Consider the following 15981-nt stretch of genomic DNA (forward strand, 5'->3'; position numbering starts at 1 on the left):
GCGACGCTCACCGGGCGGCGGCCTGCTCCAGCAGCTGCTGGATCCGCAGGCCGCGGCGGGCGTCCAGCTCCGTCGGGCGCCCGGAGCGCACCGCCGCGGCGAACTCGCGGCGCAGCACCGGCCAGCACTCCTCGTGGTCGAGATCCTCGGCGTTGTAGACCAGTTCGCCGCCGGGGCCGATGAGTTCGATGCGGTTACGGGCCCGGGGCAGCCGGACCGAGCCGGACAGCGACGCCTGGCTGACGACGCCGTTCTCGTGCTCGCAGGTGAGCTCCACCCAGCGGCGCGGGTCGCCGGTGGCCCGTACCGTCGCGATCGGTCCGACGGCGGCGTCGAGGAGGTCGAGCAGGTGCGGGCCGAGGTCGAGCAGCGCGCCGTGTTCGAGGCGCCAGGCGGTGGCCATCTCGCCGCCGAGGAAGGCGCCGTGGAGGTAGCAGGAGCGGGCGCCGGTCACCTCGAATCCGGCGGCCCTGGCGAGGAAGGTGCGGGTGGCCGGGTGGTAGCGCTTGGTCAGCACCAGCTGGGAGACGACGCCGTGTTCCGCCACCGCGTCCGCGACGGCGCGGGCGGCGGCCAGGTCGGGGCCGAGCGGCTTCTCCAGCAGCAGCGCCTTGCCCGCCTTGGCGGCGCGCGGCGCGAGCTCGGCCTGGACGGCCGGTGGCACGGCGAAGTCGACGGCCTCGCAGGTGTCGAGCAGCTCCTCGAAGGAGCCGGCGGCCGGGACGCCGTAGGGCGCGGCGACCTCGGCCGCGGCCTCGGGGCGGCGGGCCCAGACGGCGGCCAGCTCGGTCTCGGGGCCCGCGGCCAGCATGCGGGCGTGCATCGTACGGGCCCAGGGTCCGGCACCGATCAGGCCGACGCGTACCGGTGCGCTCACTGTGCTCTCCTCGCAGTTGCTCTGCTCGTCCCGCCGGCGGCGGTCAGCCGGGTGTCCGCCATGTCCGGGGCGTACAGGTGCTCCACGACCATGGCCGCCGCCCCGCTGAGCCCGGCGCGCTCGCCGAGACGGGCGGTGACAACCTCGAGGTTGGCGGTCGTGCGCGGCATCGCCCGCTGGTAGAGCACCTCGCGCAGGCCGGTGACGAAGTGCGAGCCGGCCAGGTCGCCCGCGATCATCAGCACGCCCGGATTGAGCAACGTGACGACGGTGGCGAGCACTTCGCCCACCCGCGAGCCGCCCTCGCGCGCGAGCCGCACCGCGTCCGGCTGGCCCGCGGCGAGGTGGGCGCTGACGTCGGACCCCGACGCGGTCGGCACACCGAGCTCGGTGAGCCGGCGGGCGATGGCGCGGCCGCTGGCCACGGCGGCGAGGCAGCCGTGCGAGCCGCAGGCGCAGAGCGCGTCCGCGCCGTCGTGCAGCCGGATGTGGCCGATGTCGCCGGCGCCGCCGTCGATGCCGCGGTAGATCTGTCCGTCGACCACCACCCCGGCGCCGATGCCGGTGGAGGCCTTGATCAGGGCGAACGCCGAGCAGCCCGGATAGCCGGCGCGCTGCTCGGCGAAGGCCATCAGATTCGCGTCGTTGTCGACCAGGACCGGCACGTCCTCGGCGCCGCCGGCCTGCCGGGCGAAGGCCTGCTGCATCCGCTCGGGGATCGGGTAGCCGTCCCAGCCGGGCATGATCGGCGGCTGCACCACCCGCCCGGACGAGACCTCCACCGGGCCCGGCACCGAGAGGCCGATGCCGCACACCTCGCCGGCCTTGCGCCCGGCCTCGTCGAGCAACGCGGCGAACCAGCCGCCCAGTTCGTCGAGCACCGCCTCGGGTCCTTCGCCGATACGCAGCGGGCCCAGCCGCTCCGCCAGCACCTCGCCCGCGAGGTCCAGGACGGCGGCGCGGGCGTGCCGGGTCTCCAGGTCGGCGGCGAGCACGACGGCGTGCCGGTCGTCGAACTCCAGCCGTACGGAGGGCCGCCCGCCCGTGGACGTACCGGCGGCGTCGCGGATCCAGCCCGCGGCGTAGAGCGCGTCGAGACGGTGGCCGACGGTCGACCGGGACAGGCCGGTGGCCTGCTGCAGCTCACCGCGGGTGACCGCGGCCCCGGAACGGATGAGCGCGAGCAGATGCCCCGCACTCGCCTGATTGCCTGCCACGTGTCTCCCCGTTCTAGCCCTTGTCCGCGCCGCTGGTGAGGCCCTCGGTGAGGAGGCGCTCGGCGGCAAAGAACAGCAGTACCACGGGAATCGTCAGAATGACGGAACCGGCCATCAGCACCGTCTTGGAGACCTCGATGCCGTTCGACAGCTGGGCGAGGCCGAGGGAGACCGTCCACTTGTCGGGGTCGGCGACCAGGAACAGCAGCGCGAAGAGGAACTCATTCCACGCGATCATGAAGACGTACAGGCCGGTCGCCATCAGCGACGGCAGCGCGAGCGGCAGCACGACCCTGCGCACGGTCTGCAGCCGGCCGCAGCCGTCCAGCGCGGCCGCCTCCTCGATCGATTGCGGGATCGTGACCAGGTAGTTCTTCAGCATGTAGATCGATACGGGCAGGGTCTGGGCCACGTAGACGATCGCCAGGCCCACCAGGCTCTTCGACAGGCCGGCCCTGGCGAACATCACGAACAGCGGCACGGCCAGCAGCGTCGCCGGGAACAGGTACACCGCCAGGAACATCGCGCTGACCTGCCGCCCGCCGAAGAACTTCAGCCGGCTGATGGCGTACGAACCGGGCACCGCCGCGGCGAGGGTCAGCGCGACCGTGCCGAGGGAGACCAGCGCCGAGTTGAGCATGAACTGAAGGAAGCCCTGGCCGCCCTCGGAGGTGGGCTTGAGCACGTCCCGGTACGTCTGCGTGGTGAGGTCCTTCGCTCCCACCCAGATCGAGCCGGGGTCGACCAGCAGGGAGTCGATCGGCTTCAGGGACAGCACGATCATGTAGTAGAAGGGCACCAGCGTGATCAGCGCCAGGAAGGCGATGACCACCCAGCGGGCGGCTCCGAAGAACCGCTCCTCGAACTGTGCGCGCGTCATCAGGACTCCTCCTGCACCCTCTTGGCGAAGAACTTGAAGTAGAGGCCCAGCAGCACCATGAGGATCACGGCGAGCACCAGGGCCTGGGCGGCGGCCGCGCCCACGTCGTACCGCGAGGTGAGGAAGTCGTAGACCCGTACCGCCGCGACGTCGGTGCCGGAGCCGCCGCCGGTGAGCAGGTAGACGTCGTCGAACTTGTTGAACGACATGATGAACCGCAGCACGCACAGCAGCGCGATCACCGGCATCAGCTGCGGCAGCAGGATGTGCCGGAAGCGCTGGCTGATGGTGGCGCCGTCCACCGTGGCCGCCTCCTCCAGGCCGTCCGGCACAGCCTGCAGCCGGGCCAGCAGGAAGAGGAAGGCGAACGGGAAGTAGCGCCAGATCTCGAAGGCGATGACGGTAAGCAGCGCGAGCGGGATGTCGAAGTGCCAACCGAGCAGGCTGACTTCGTAGTCGCGGGTGGACAGGAAGGCGATCGGGTCGTCCCAGCCGAAGAGGCTCTTCCCCCACTCGTTGACGACGCCGTACTGCGGGCTGAGCGCCACTTCCCACACGAAGGCCATCGCGACGACCGGGGCCACGTACGGCAGCAGCATCGAGCCGCGCAGCAGCCCGCGGCCGCGGAAGGGGCGGCGCAGCGCGAGCGCCGCGACCAGGCCGAGCAGCACCGAGCCGACGGTCGAGCCGGCGGTGTAGATGAGCGTGGTGACCAGGCTGGACCAGAAGCCGGCCGAGCCGAAGACATCGGCGAAGTTCTCCAGCGTCCAGTTGCCGAAGACGCCCATGCCCTGGATGTCGACGAGCTTGGCGTCCTGGAACGCCAGCAGCACCGTCCACATGATGGGGATCAGCACGACGACGAGGACCACCAGGAAGGTGGGCGTCACGAAGGCGAGTCCGGCGCGGTTCTCCCGCCGGCTCGCGGTCATGGGGCGGCGCTCGGGCCTGCCGCCGTCCGGGGGCTCGGTTCCGGGCGCCGGCTTACCGGCGGTCCGGCTGTGCGTTGTGGTCATGGGATGCGTACCTCGGTGGAAGGGCCCGGCTACTGCAGGGACTGCTGGAGGGCGGCGACTTCTTCCTGGGCGTCGCGCGCGGCCTGCCGCGGCGGGATCTGGCCGCTCGTCATGGCGCTGATGGCCTTGGGGACGGGGAGTTCGCCGGTGGTGGCGCCGACGAGGGCGCCCTCGCCCTGGGCGATGCCCCAGCGCTTCATGTGCGTGACGCCGTCGGCGAGTTGGTCGAGCAGCCCGGGAGAGAAGATCTCGTCCATGGGCTTGAGCTGGTCGACGCCCATCTTGCTGGCGCGCCAGGCGTCGAGGTAGCGCTCCGGCTCCCGGGCCGTGCCGGGACGGACCGGGATCTTGCCCTCCGGGGCCATGCCGAACCAGTCCTCGTAGCCGGAGCTCATCATGTACTGGATGAACTGCTTGGAGGCGTCGGTCTCGGCGGTCCTGGTGGTCAGCCACGAGGTGACCTCGCCGTACTGGACGGGCTTCTTGCCGTCCGGGCCCTTCATGGCCGTCACGATGCCGCTGTTCTTCGCCAGGAACTCGCCCTTGCCCTCCTTGCACTGCGGGCAGCTGGGCAGCGCGTCCTTCCGCAGCCCGGCGAGCTCGTCGAGGATGAACGAGGACCAGATGATCATCGAGGAGCGGCCGGAGAAGTAGGTGGCGCGGGTGGAGTCCACGTTCTGGGTGCCGGGGGCGCCGTGCTTGCGGGCGAGGGTGTCGTACGCGGTGAAGGCGGTGCGGCAGGCCTTGGAGTCGAGGTCCACCTCCTTCTTGGCGTTGACCAGCTCGCAGCCGTTGGCCAGGGCCACGTTCTCGAAGCTCTGCTGGGTGAAGGGGTCGGCGGGGTCGGTGGCGGCCGAAATGCCGTCCCGGCCCTTGGTGTCCAGCTCGTCGGCCGCCTTCAGCAGCCGGTCGTACGTATCAGGGGCGGGCAGTCCCGCTTTGTCCAGCATGTCCTTGCGGTAGACGAGCAGCTGCAGCCAGGCGTCCGAGGGGACGCCGAGGCGGGTGCCGCCGTCGGTGGCGAGGTCGAGGGCGTTCTTGGTGAAGGTGTCCTCGCCGAGGCCGCGGATCACCTGCTCGGGCACCTCGGTGTTGAGCAGCCCGTTGCTGTGCATCTGCCAGGCCTGGCTGAGCGGGACGGCGCCGATGACGTCGGGGAGGTCCCCGGACGCGGCGGCCGACATGATCAGCTGCGGCAGCTGGGCCTCGTCCACGCCGACCAGTTCGACCTCGATCCCGGTCTTCGCCTCGAAGCGGCTGATGACCTTCTTGGTGGCGGCGATGCGCGGAGGCAGGCTCTCCTCCGACCACACCGTGATCTTCCTGTCCGGCTTGGCAGGCCCGGTCTGTGCCGTCCCGCAGCCGGCCAGCACGGTCATGCCGAGGGCGGCCGCGAGGAAGGCCGCGGTCCTCGTCGACCGCAGATACCGCTTGCGCATCTCTTGATCCTTTGCCGCGCTTGGACCTTGTCGTGCTGCATCACACCACCGCTTTTGCTTGTTGACAAGACATAAGTCTGAGATACCTTCAACACAAGCGGTTTACCTGCACCCACTTCTCCCGGAGTCACCACGTGGAACGCGTCGTCCAGTTCACCGGCCCCCGCCAGGTCGAAGTCGCCGAGCACGAGAGCAGCGCGCTGCCCCCGGGACACCTGCGCGTACGCACCCGCTACTCCGGCATCTCGGCGGGCACCGAGCTCACCGCCTACCGCGGCACGAACCCGTATCTGACCCGCACCTGGGATGCGGACGCGCGGCTGTTCCGCGAGGGTGCGGCGGGCATGGAGTACCCGGTCGCGGGCTGGGGTTACTCCGAGGTCGGCGAGGTGCTCGAGGTCTCCCCCGAGCTCGCGGACACCCCCGGCATGCCCAAGGCGGGCGACCTGGTCTGGGGCATCTGGGGCCACCGCAGCGAGGGCATCGTCCCGGCGGAGCGCATGCTCGGCCACACCCTCCCGGAGGGCCTGGAGCCGCTCGCCGGCGCCTTCGCCCGGGTCGGCGCGATCGCATACAACGCCGTGCTCGCCGCGGGCATCAATCTGGGCGAGGACGTCGCCGTCTTCGGCCAGGGCGTCATCGGCCTGCTCACCACCCGCCTCGCCCAGCTCAGCGGCGCCACCGTGACCGCCGTCGACGCGCTCGACGGCCGGCTGGAGTGGGCCCGCAAGTACGGCGCCGAGCACACCCTCAACGCCCGTACCGACGCGGTCGCCGAGCGGATACGGGAAGCCACCGGCGGCCGCGGCGCCGACACCGCCATCGAGATCAGCGGCGTCTATCCCGCCCTGCACGAGGCGCTGCGCTCGGTCACGGCCGACGGCCGCGTGGTCGCCTCCGGCTTCTACCAGGGCGACGCGACGGGCCTGCGGCTCGGCGACGAGTTCCACCACAACCGGGTGCAGCTCATCTGCTCCCAGATCGGCGGCGTGCCACCGCACTTGGCGGGCCGCTGGACCGTCGAGCGGCTGCAGCGCACCTTCCTCGCGCTCGCCGCCGCCGGAAAGGTCGACGTCACATCGCTGGTCAGCCACGTGGTGCCGGTGGAAGAGGCGGCGGACGCCTACGTACTGCTGGACGAGCGGCCCGCGGACGCGCTGCAGATCGTCCTGGAATTCTGACCACGCACCCAACGGGAAAGGCGTTCCGTACCACCATGCTCAAGACCGCTGCCCAGGAACAGCTGCTGCCCGGCGAGACCCTCCAGCAGAGGTGGGAGTTCGCGCAGGCCGCCGGCTATGACGGCATCGAGCTGCGCGCCAAGGGCGACTTCCACTTCCGCGGCCGGCTGCCGGAGCTGAAGCAGGCGCTCGCGGACGGCGTCGTGATGCCGACCGTATGCGTCGAGATGCTGCACTTCTTCGGCGCCTTCGACGACGAGCTGCGGCGCGACGCGATCGAGCAGCTGAAGTCGCAGCTGTCGGTGATCGCCGAGATCGGCGGACTCGGCGCCCAGACCCCGGCGTCGTACGGGATGTTCTCCCGCCGGCTGCCGCCGTTCGAGCCGCCCCGCGGCGAGGCCGAGGACCGCGAGGTGCTCCTCGCCGGGCTGACCGAACTCGGCGAGCACGCGAAGCGCGAGGGCGTGACGCTGTACCTGGAGCCGCTGAACCGCTACGAGGACCACATGGTCAACCGCCTCGACCAGGCAGCCGACTTGATCCGCACCGTCGGCCTGGACTCGGTGAAGATCGGCATCGACAGCTACCACATGAACATCGAGGAGGCGGACCCGGCGGCGGCGATCCTGGCGCAGGCGCCCTGGATCGGCCACGCCCAGGTCTCCGACTCCAACCGCTTCCAGCCCGGCGCCGGCCACCTCGACTGGCAGGCCTGGATCGGCGCCCTCAAGGCCGCGGGCTACGACGGCTGGCTCGCCGCCGAATGCCGGCTGACCGGCGACCCGGCAGACGCCGTCCGCTCGGTCCCGGCGTTCCTGCGGAGGATGGGCGCGTGACGGCACTCCTGCACTCCCTGGCCCTCCCGCTCACCCCCGCGGAGACCGACCGGCTGCGCCGCCACGCCGCGGCGGTGCTGCTGGGGAACTGGACGGGCGCGGCCACGGTCCCCTCCCGCACCCTCTACCCGCACCAGTGGAGCTGGGACTCGGCCTTCATCGCCATCGGCCTGCGGCACCTGTCGGTACGCCGGGCGCAGCGCGAACTGGAGACGCTGCTGGGCGCGCAGTGGGGCGACGGCCGCCTCCCGCACATCGTCTTCAACCCGGCGGTGCCGCGCGACGCGTACTTCCCCAGCACCGACTTCTGGCGCTCCTCGACCGCGGGCGCCGCGGCCGGCGCACCGGCGCGGACGGAGACCTCCGGCATCGTCCAGCCGCCGGTGCACGCGCTCGCCGCCTGGCTGGTGCACCAGGCGGACCCGGCGGCCTCCGAACGCCGCGGCTTCCTGCGCCGCGCCTACCCGCGGCTCGCGGCCTGGCACGACTACCTCACCGGCAGCCGCGACCTCGGCGGCGCGGGCCTGACGGCGAACGTCCATCCGTGGGAGCCCGGCATGGACAACAGCCCCTGCTGGGACGGCCCGCTGGCCCGCGTAGAGCCCGCCCCGCCGGATTCGTTCCGGCGCGCCGACCTGGTCCACGGCGACCCCGCCGACCGCCCGACGGACCTCGATTACGGCCGCTACGTGAAGCTCGCCGCCGACTACCGCGACCGCGGCTACGCCGACACCGGCCACGCCTTCGCGGTCGAGGACCCGGCCGCGAACGCGCTGCTGATCGCCTCCGAGTACGCCCTCGCCGAGATCGCGGCGGCGGCCGGCGCCGACCCGGCACCGCACTGGCACCGGGCCGACCGGCTGACGTCCGCGCTGGTCGACCGCCTGTGGGACGCGGAGGGCGGCATCTTCCGCTGCCGCGACCTGATCTCCGGTGAACTGATCGACGAACGCAGCGTGTCGGGCCTGCTCCCGCTGATCGTCCCCGGCCTCCCGGGCCGGGTGGTGGAGGGCCTGCTGGCGACGCTGTCCGGCGACCACTTCCGGCTCGGCGAGCTGCCGCTGGTCGCCTCGTACGACCTGAAGGGCCGATCCTTCGACCCGGCGCGCTACTGGCGCGGCCCGGCGTGGTTCAACACGGCGTGGCTGATCGAGCGGGGCCTGCGGCTGCACGGTGCGGAGGACCGGGCGGACGCGCTGCGCGCGGCGGTGCTGGCGTGGGCGGGGCGGTCGGGCTTCGCGGAGTATGTGGACCCGTTCACCGGGAAGGCGCGCGGGACGCGGGACTTCAGCTGGACGGCGGCGCTGGCGCTGGATCTGGCGGCGGAGACTTCCCGATGACGGCCGCCGACCGCGTACTCCTGGTGCGGGACGGCACGTTCGCCGCGCTGACGGCGGGCGGCGGCATCACCGGCCGCCGGGGCACGTCCCCCGACGGCCTTTTCGTGCGCGACGCCAGGCACCTGAGCCGGTGGGAGCTGACGGTAGACGGCGCGGAGCCCGCAGTGCTGGTGCCGGCGGGCTCCGCGACTCCAGCGACCTGCGTGCTGACACCGGAGGGCGTACGAGACCAGCCGGCGGGCTACGCCGTCTTCCGCGAACAGGCGGTCGCCTCGGGCTTGTTGCTGGAACGGCTGCGGCTGGTCAGCAACCGCCCGGGCGGGATCACGGCGCGGCTGGAGCTGACAGTGGACGCGGATTTTGCGGACCAGTTCGAGCTGCGGGCGGATGGGCGTACATACGGCAAGGGGGACGCGGTCCGGACGGCGGAAGTCCGGGCGGATGGAGTCGAGTTCAGCTATCGGCGGGGCGAGTGGTACTCCCGTACGAACATGACCGCCGCACCGGCACCGGATGAGGTGACGACGGAGGGCACGGCCCACCGCCTGGTCTGGGAACTGGCGCTACCCGCACACGGCAGCACGGAGCTGGCGCTACGGGTGGAGGCCCGCCCGGACGGCGGCGGGGAGCCGTCGAAGGCGGCCACTCCGGGTGAGGCGGCAGCCGAACTGTCCGCTGACACCATGGCGTTCACGGGGAGAGCGGGGCAAGCCACGCCAAACCCAGCCCGACCGGCCGATCCAGGCCAAGCCACGCCAAACCCAGCCCGGCCGGCGCTTGAGGCCATCCGCGCGGAGCGCGGATTCGGCGACGCACAGCGCAACGCGCTATCGCACGCCTGCGCGCAAGGACTCACCGACCTGGCGACCCTCCGTATACCCGCCACCGGCCCCAAGGGCGAACCCCTCAAACCCCCCGCCGCCGGCATCCCCTGGTTCCTCACCCTCTTCGGCCGCGACTCCCTCCTGTCCTCCCTCTTCGCCCTCCCGTACCGCCCCGAACTGGCCGAACACACCCTCCTCACCCTCGCCGCCACCCAAGGCACCACCTACGACCCCTTCCGCGGCGAACAGCCAGGCCGCATCGTGCACGAGATCCGGCACGGCGAGCTCGCCCGCTTCCGCCAGGTCCCATACGGCCGTTACTACGGCTCCGTTGACGCGACGCCGCTCTTCCTGGTGCTGCTGCACGAGCACCGGGACCTCGCCAAGCGGCTGGAGCCGCAGGCCCGCGCCGCCATCGACTGGATGTTCAAGGACGGTGGCCTGGCCGAACACGGCTGGCTCGTCTACGACCCCGACCCGAACGGCCTGGTCAACCAGAACTGGAAGGACTCCGAAGGCGCCATCTGCTTCGCCGACGGCACCCAGGCAGCCGGCCCGATCGCCGTGGCCGAGGCACAGGGATACGCATACGACGCCCTCGCCCGCACGGCCCAACTGGCCCGCGAGGTCTGGCAGGACACGGCATGCGCCGACCGCCTCGACACCGCGGCGGCGGACCTGCGCACCCGCTTCGTACGGGACTTCTGGCTGCCGGAAGCGGACTTCCCCGCACTGGCCCTGGACGGTACGGGCCGCAAAGCCGACGCCCTGGCCTCGGACGCGGGCCATCTGCTGTGGTCCGGCATCCTCGACCAGGCGCGCGGCGAGCGCGTCGGCCGCCGCCTCCTGCGGGACGACTTCTTCACCGGCTGGGCCATCCGCACGCTGGCGGCGGAACAGACCCCGTACCACCCGCTGTCGTACCACCGGGGCAGCTGCTGGCCGCACGACAATGCGGTGATCGCGCTCGGCCTGGCCCGCTACGGGCTGTACGACGAGCTGCTCACGCTGACCCGCGGCCTGCTCGACACGGCCGCACACCACGACTGGCGACTGCCGGAGGTCCTCGCCGGCTACAGCCGTACCGACCATCCGGCCCCGGTCCCGTACCCGCACGCCTGCTCCCCCCAGGCGTGGGCGGCGGCGACGCCACTGGCGCTGCTCACCGCGCTCACCGGGCGGCCCGCAGACTCCGGGGGCGGCGGGGCCTGACACCCGCCGTCCCCGGTGCGAACCGTCAGCCGCCGGAGGTGTCCAGCTCCGCGTCCGCGCCCACCGAGGCGCATTCGTACGGGTCGTTGAGCCAGCCGTCCGGGAGGACGACGCGGCCGCGGCCCGCGGCCGTGCGCCCGCGCGGGCCGTCCGCGTCGTCGGGCCAGGGCTGGTCCAGGTCGAGCTCGCCGAGGAGGTCGTCCATCTCAGCCAGGGAGCCCGCCATCGCCAGGCGGTGGCGGATCTCCTTCCCCACCGAGAAGCCCTTGGTGTACCAGGGCACGTGCTTGCGGAAGTCGATGACGCCGCGGGTCTCGTCGCCGATCCACTCGCCGAGGAGTTCGGCGTGCCGGCGCATGACGACGGCGACCTCCTTCATCGTCGGCCGCGCATAGGTACCCGTGCCCTCGAAGGCGGCCACCAGGTCGGCGAAAAGCCAGGGCCGGCCCAGGCAGCCGCGGCCGACGACGATGCCGTCGCAGCCGGTGCGGCGGACCATCTCCAGCGCGTCGTCGGCCGACCAGATGTCACCGTTGCCGAGCACCGGGATCTCCGGGACGTGCTCCTTGAGCCGCGCGATCGCGTCCCAGTCGGCCGTACCGCCGTAATGCTCGGCTGCTGTGCGGCCGTGCAGGGCGATCGCGGTCACGCCCTCCTCGACGGCGATCCGGCCGGCGTCGAGGTAGGTGATGTGATCGTCGTCGATGCCCTTGCGCATCTTCATCGTGACCGGGAGGTCGCCGGCGTTGCGCACGGCCTCACGCAGGATGCTTCGCAGCAGATTGCGCTTGTACGGGAGGGCCGAGCCGCCGCCCTTCCGCGTCACCTTCGGGACCGGGCAGCCGAAGTTCAGGTCGATGTGGTCGGCCAGGTCCTCTTCCGCGATCATGCGGGCGGCGCGGCCCGTATACACCGGGTCCACTCCGTAAAGCTGGATCGAGCGCGGCTTCTCCGAGCCGTCGAAGTGGACGAGCCGCATCGTCTTCGGGTCCCGCTCCACCAGCGCCCGGGTGGTGATCATCTCGCTGACGAAGAGGCCCTTGCCGCCGCTGAACTCCCGGCACAGGGTCCGGAAGGGCGCATTGGTGATGCCCGCCATGGGCGCGAGGACGACGGGCGGCTGCACGGCGTGCGGGCCGATCTGGAGCGACGACATCAGACCATTGTCGCTCACGCCGCCACCAGATCCGCAGTCGCGATCTTGTGCAGCTCCCGCAGCCGGCCTTCGGTGGCCTCGTCGGCGGGGGTGTACGTGGTGAGCTTCGGGCCCTGGCGCGGGCCCAGCCACAGCTGGGTGAAGTCCATCGTCAGCAGGCCCACCCGCGGGTTGAGGTAGCGCTTCGTGTGGTTCTCCGGCTGCAGCACGTCATGCCGCTCCCAGAACTCGCAGAACTCGGGCGAGGCCTCCTGCAGCCGCTTGACCAGCGCCTTCCACGGGGCCTCCGCCAGATGCTCGGCCATGGTGGCGCGGAATTTCGCCGCCATCAGCGGCAGCACCTGCTCGCGGTCGACGACCGCCTCCCGCCATGCCGGGTCGGTGAAGACGAGCCACAGGATGTTGCGGTCCTCCTCCGGCAGCGCGTCCAGGTCGCCGACCAGGCGGCCGTAGGTGCTGTTGTACGCGAGGACGTCGTACCGGCTGTTGTGCACCGCCGCCGGATACGGCTCCAGCTGCGCCAGCATCGTGGTGAGCGCCGGCGAGATCGCCGGGCAGTCGGCGCGCGGGCTCGGGTCGGGGACGCCCGCGAGGACGAAGAGGTGGGCCCGCTCGGGACGGTCCAGCATCAGCGCGCGGGCGATGGAGTCGGCGACCTGCGCGGAGATCTGGATGTCGCGGGCCTGCTCCAGCCACGTGTACCAGGTCACCCCGACCGCGGCGAGCGCCGCGACCTCCTCGCGGCGCAGGCCAGGGGTGCGGCGCCGGCGGCCCGGCGGGAGCCCCACCTGCTCGGGCGTGATGCGCTCGCGGCGGGTGCGGAGGAAGTCGGCGAGCTCGCGGCGGGCGACGGCACTCGTGGTCATGCTCCCAGGCTGCCGCATGGCGCATCCGATTGCCAGGTGGTTCTGATACCTGGATAAACGGTCTCTGGTACCCCTCTGAGAAGCGGCGCATGGTTGCCCTCGTGACTGATTCAGCGAAGACCCTCACCGGCCGCGAGCCGTCCCGGGCCACCGTCGTGCCGCGGATCCGGCACGTGGCGCCTGCCGGGATCCCGGACACCCCGGATACGCCGGCGAGCCCGGCCACCCCGCGGAAGGCGCCCGTCCTCGGCCCGCTCGGGCTGCTCACCGTCCTGCTCGGCGCCGCCCTCCCGTTGATCGACTTCTTCATCGTCAACGTCGCCCTCCCCACCATCGAGCGCGACCTGAACGCCGGCGAGTCCGTCCTCGAGATGGTGGTCGCCGGCTACGGCGTCTCGTACGCCGTCCTGCTCGTCCTCGGCGGCCGCCTCGGCGACACGTACGGCCGCCGCCGGCTCTTCCTCTGGGGCCTGGCCCTCTTCGGCCTCACCTCCCTCGCCTGCGGCCTCGCCCCCGACGCCTGGACGCTGGTCGCCGCCCGCGTCGCGCAGGGCGCGGCCTCCGCGCTGATGCTGCCGCAGGTCCTCGCCACCATCCACGCCGCCACCAGCGGCGACCGCCGCGGCAAGGCGCTCGGCCTGTACGGCGCCACCGGCGGCATCTCGTCGGTCGCCGGGCAACTGCTCGGCGGGCTCCTGGTCAGCGCGAACCTGCTCGGCACCGGCTGGCGCGCGATCTTCCTCGTGAACGTGCCCGTGGCCGCCGTCGCGCTGCTGCTGGCGCTGCGTACCGTCCCCGACAGCCGCTCGGAACAGCGCGCCCGCAGCGACATCGCGGGCACGGTGCTGCTCGCCGCGTCGCTGATCGCGCTGCTGCTGCCGCTGACCGAGGGCCGGGCGGCGGGCTGGCCGGTCTGGTCGTGGGCCCTGCTGATCGCGGCCCCCTTCCTGGCCTGGGCCTTCTACGCGGTGGAGCGCCGCGGCGAGGCGACAGGCGGTTCCCCGCTGCTGCCCCCGTCGCTGCTGCGTGAGCCGGCTCTCCGCACCGGCCTGGCCATCGGCCTGCCGCTCTTCCTCGGCTTCGGCGGCTTCATGTTCGTGGTCGCGGTGGCGCTGCAGCAGGGCCTGTCCCTCGGCCCGGTCGCGGCGGGGATGGCGCTGGTCCCGATGTGCGCGGCCTTCTTCGCCGCGTCGCTGACCGGCCCGCGGCTGATCCCGAAGCACGGCCGCCGCGTGATGACCTGGGGCGCCCTGATCCAGGGCGCGGGCCTGGCGCTGCTCGGCGCGACGGTGCTGTGGCGGTGGCCGGACCTCGGGCCGCTGGGCATGGCGCCCGGCATGGCGGTGCTCGGCTTCGGCCAGGGCCTGCAGCTGCCGACGTACTTCCGGGTGGTGCTCGGCAGCGTCCCGGCGGAACGGGCCGGCGCGGGCAGCGGCCTCGCGGTGACGAACCAGCAGAGCTGCCTCGCCCTGGGTGTCGCGATCCTCGGCTCGCTCTTCCTGACGCTGGCGCCGTCCATCGGCGTACGGGACGCGCTGCTGACGGCCTTCGGCGTGCAGCTGGCCGGAATCGCCGCCACCGCCCTGCTCAGCCTCCGCCTCCCGCGATCGGTGGCATGAGCACACATCGCATTACGGTGGGACGTATGCCCACCACGCTGACGTACCGGCGCCGCATGCTGATCCTCGCGATCTGCTGCATGAGCCTGCTGATCGTCAGCCTCGACAACACCGTCCTGAACGTCGCCCTCCCCGCCCTCGGCAAGGACTTCGACGCCCCCGTCTCGGGCCTGCAGTGGGCCATCGACGCGTACACCGTCGTGATCGCCTCCCTGCTGATGCTGGCCGGCTCCACCGCCGACCGGCTCGGCAGGAGGCGGGTCTTCCAGACCGGCCTCGCGGTCTTCACCCTCGCGTCGGTGCTGTGCAGCCTGGCGCCCTCGCTCGAGTGGCTGATCGCCTTCCGCGCGCTGCAGGCGGTCGGCGGCTCGATGCTCAACCCGGTCGCCATGTCGATCATCACGAACACCTTCACGGAACCGCGTGAGCGCGCCCGCGCGATCGGCGTCTGGGGCGGGGTCGTCGGCATCAGCATGGCGGCGGGCCCGCTGGTCGGCGGCCTGCTGGTGGAGACGGTCGGCTGGCGCTCGATCTTCTGGATCAACCTGCCGGTGGGCCTGGCGGCGATCCTCCTCACCGCCCGTTACGTCCCCGAGTCCAAGGCCCCGCACCCGCGCCGCCCGGATCCGGTGGGCCAGCTGCTGGTGATGGCGCTGCTGGGGTCGCTCACCTTCGCGATCATCGAGGCGCGCGGGCATGGGGTCACGTCACCGCTGATCATTACGTGCGTGGGCGTCGCGCTCGCCGCGCTGGTGCTGCTCCTCTGGTACGAGCCGCGTCGAGCCGAGCCGCTCATCGAACTGCGCTTCTTCCGCAGCGCACCCTTCAGCGGGGCGACGCTGGTGGCGGTGTCGGCCTTTGCGGCGCTGGCCGGATTCCTGTTCCTGGGGAGCCTGTTCCTGCAGGACGCGAAGGGCTTGTCGCCGATGGAGGCGGGCCTGTGGCTGCTGCCGATGGCGGCGATGACGGCGGTCTTCGCCCCGCTGTCGGGGCGGCTGGTGGGGAGTCGGGGGCCGCGGCTGCCGCTGCTGTTGGCGGGCCCACTGATCGCCGCGAGCGCGCTGCTCTTCGCGGCCTTCGACGCGGAGCTGTCCACGGGACGGATGCTCACCGCGTATGTCCTCTTCGGGATGGGCTTCGGCCTGGTGAACGCCCCGATCACGAACACGGCAGTCTCGGGAATGCCCCGCGCCCAGGCAGGCGTCGCGGCGGCGGTCGCCTCGACCAGCCGGCAGGTGGGTACGGCGCTGGGGGTGGCGGTGCTGGGGGCGGTGCTGGCGCATGGCTGGACGGGGAAGGGCAGTCCGGCGGACTTCGCGGCGGCGGCCAGTCCCGCGTGGTGGATCATCACGGGGTGCGGGGTGGCGATCCTGCTGGTGGGAGCCCTGACGACGGGTGCGTGGGGGCGCCGGAGTGCGGCGCGGGTGGCGGAGCAGTTGGGCTCGGCGGACTCGGCAGCGACGGCGACTCCGCCGCGTCGTCCGTCGGCTGAGGGGCCGGTGCGGCCCTGAGTGGGGG

13 protein-coding genes are annotated in these 15981 nt (G+C 72.2%); 6 read left to right on the top strand and 7 right to left on the bottom strand.

Annotation, left to right across the window (positions count from 1 at the left end):
* Positions 1-7: 7 nt before the first annotated feature.
* The 5 genes from G5C51_RS14915 to G5C51_RS14935 are packed head-to-tail and all read right to left on the bottom strand — an operon-like array spanning position 8 to position 5429.
* A complete protein-coding gene (locus tag G5C51_RS14915; RefSeq protein ID WP_338118151.1) occupies positions 8-877 on the bottom strand; it encodes a Gfo/Idh/MocA family protein in 870 nt (289 codons plus the stop codon).
* Complete coding sequence (locus tag G5C51_RS14920) at positions 874-2094, bottom strand: ROK family protein (protein WP_165237370.1); 1221 nt, start codon at positions 2092-2094, stop codon at positions 874-876. The genes G5C51_RS14915 and G5C51_RS14920 overlap by 4 nt, the downstream gene beginning before the upstream one ends.
* Before the next feature lie 13 nt (positions 2095-2107).
* Positions 2108-2974, bottom strand: coding sequence for a carbohydrate ABC transporter permease (locus G5C51_RS14925; protein WP_165237372.1), 867 nt, complete (start codon positions 2972-2974; stop codon positions 2108-2110).
* Positions 2974-3990 (bottom strand): carbohydrate ABC transporter permease, encoded by a 1017-nt coding sequence (locus G5C51_RS14930; protein WP_420824811.1) that lies wholly within the window; start codon positions 3988-3990, stop codon positions 2974-2976. Before G5C51_RS14930 ends, G5C51_RS14925 begins: the two co-directional genes overlap by 1 nt.
* A gap of 29 nt (positions 3991-4019) precedes the next feature.
* A complete protein-coding gene (locus G5C51_RS14935) occupies positions 4020-5429 on the bottom strand; it encodes an ABC transporter substrate-binding protein (protein WP_165237374.1) in 1410 nt (469 codons plus the stop codon).
* A 134-nt stretch (positions 5430-5563) separates the two neighbouring features.
* Here G5C51_RS14935 and G5C51_RS14940 point away from each other — a divergent pair, with 134 nt between their 5' ends.
* From G5C51_RS14940 to G5C51_RS14955, 4 genes are read left to right on the top strand one after another with little or no spacing between them, the layout of a single operon-like run.
* Positions 5564-6610, top strand: coding sequence for a zinc-binding dehydrogenase (locus G5C51_RS14940; protein ID WP_165237376.1), 1047 nt, complete (start codon positions 5564-5566; stop codon positions 6608-6610).
* Positions 6611-6645: 35 nt separating this feature from the next.
* Complete coding sequence (locus tag G5C51_RS14945) at positions 6646-7446, top strand: sugar phosphate isomerase/epimerase family protein (protein WP_165237378.1); 801 nt, start codon at positions 6646-6648, stop codon at positions 7444-7446.
* On the top strand, positions 7374-8786 hold the full coding sequence (locus G5C51_RS14950; RefSeq protein WP_420824812.1) for an MGH1-like glycoside hydrolase domain-containing protein: 1413 nt from the start codon (positions 7374-7376) through the stop codon (positions 8784-8786). Before G5C51_RS14945 ends, G5C51_RS14950 begins: the two co-directional genes overlap by 73 nt.
* On the top strand, positions 8783-10822 hold the full coding sequence (locus G5C51_RS14955; RefSeq protein ID WP_165237382.1) for a glycogen debranching N-terminal domain-containing protein: 2040 nt from the start codon (positions 8783-8785) through the stop codon (positions 10820-10822). Before G5C51_RS14950 ends, G5C51_RS14955 begins: the two co-directional genes overlap by 4 nt.
* Before the next feature lie 25 nt (positions 10823-10847).
* Here G5C51_RS14955 and dusB read toward each other — a convergent pair whose 3' ends face one another.
* Both dusB and G5C51_RS14965 read right to left on the bottom strand, forming a co-directional pair.
* The gene (dusB, locus tag G5C51_RS14960) at positions 10848-11978 is read right to left on the bottom strand and encodes a tRNA dihydrouridine synthase DusB (RefSeq protein ID WP_165237384.1); all 1131 of its coding nucleotides are present in this window, start codon (positions 11976-11978) and stop codon (positions 10848-10850) included.
* A gap of 14 nt (positions 11979-11992) precedes the next feature.
* On the bottom strand, positions 11993-12844 hold the full coding sequence (locus G5C51_RS14965; RefSeq protein WP_165237386.1) for a helix-turn-helix transcriptional regulator: 852 nt from the start codon (positions 12842-12844) through the stop codon (positions 11993-11995).
* Between the two features lie 89 nt (positions 12845-12933).
* On the opposite strand from G5C51_RS14965, the gene G5C51_RS14970 reads away from it, so the two are divergent.
* Together G5C51_RS14970 and G5C51_RS14975 are read left to right on the top strand one after the other, a co-directional pair.
* Positions 12934-14463, top strand: a complete 1530-nt coding sequence (locus G5C51_RS14970) for an MFS transporter (protein ID WP_165237388.1) — start codon at positions 12934-12936, stop codon at positions 14461-14463.
* 26 nt (positions 14464-14489) lie between these two features.
* Positions 14490-15974 (top strand): MFS transporter, encoded by a 1485-nt coding sequence (locus G5C51_RS14975; protein ID WP_165237390.1) that lies wholly within the window; start codon positions 14490-14492, stop codon positions 15972-15974.
* Positions 15975-15981: the final 7 nt, after the last annotated feature.

Source organism: Streptomyces coryli (assembly GCF_011044975.1).
GTDB lineage: Bacteria > Actinomycetota > Actinomycetes > Streptomycetales > Streptomycetaceae > Streptomyces > Streptomyces coryli.

What these genes read in the sequence shown, in the direction of transcription:
- G5C51_RS14955 (WP_165237382.1), top strand. Translation starts at nt 8,783, where the DNA reads ATGACGGCCGCCGACCGCGTACTCCTGGTGCGGGACGGCACGTTCGCC.
- G5C51_RS14950 (WP_420824812.1), top strand. Translation starts at nt 7,374, where the DNA reads ATGCCGGCTGACCGGCGACCCGGCAGACGCCGTCCGCTCGGTCCCGGC.
- G5C51_RS14970 (WP_165237388.1), top strand. Translation starts at nt 12,934, where the DNA reads ATGGTTGCCCTCGTGACTGATTCAGCGAAGACCCTCACCGGCCGCGAG.
- G5C51_RS14935 (WP_165237374.1), bottom strand. Translation starts at nt 5,429, where the DNA reads ATGCGCAAGCGGTATCTGCGGTCGACGAGGACCGCGGCCTTCCTCGCG.
- dusB (WP_165237384.1), bottom strand. Translation starts at nt 11,978, where the DNA reads ATGTCGTCGCTCCAGATCGGCCCGCACGCCGTGCAGCCGCCCGTCGTC.
- G5C51_RS14965 (WP_165237386.1), bottom strand. Translation starts at nt 12,844, where the DNA reads ATGACCACGAGTGCCGTCGCCCGCCGCGAGCTCGCCGACTTCCTCCGC.
- G5C51_RS14925 (WP_165237372.1), bottom strand. Translation starts at nt 2,974, where the DNA reads ATGACGCGCGCACAGTTCGAGGAGCGGTTCTTCGGAGCCGCCCGCTGG.
- G5C51_RS14975 (WP_165237390.1), top strand. Translation starts at nt 14,490, where the DNA reads ATGCCCACCACGCTGACGTACCGGCGCCGCATGCTGATCCTCGCGATC.
- G5C51_RS14945 (WP_165237378.1), top strand. Translation starts at nt 6,646, where the DNA reads ATGCTCAAGACCGCTGCCCAGGAACAGCTGCTGCCCGGCGAGACCCTC.
- G5C51_RS14930 (WP_420824811.1), bottom strand. Translation starts at nt 3,990, where the DNA reads ATGACCACAACGCACAGCCGGACCGCCGGTAAGCCGGCGCCCGGAACC.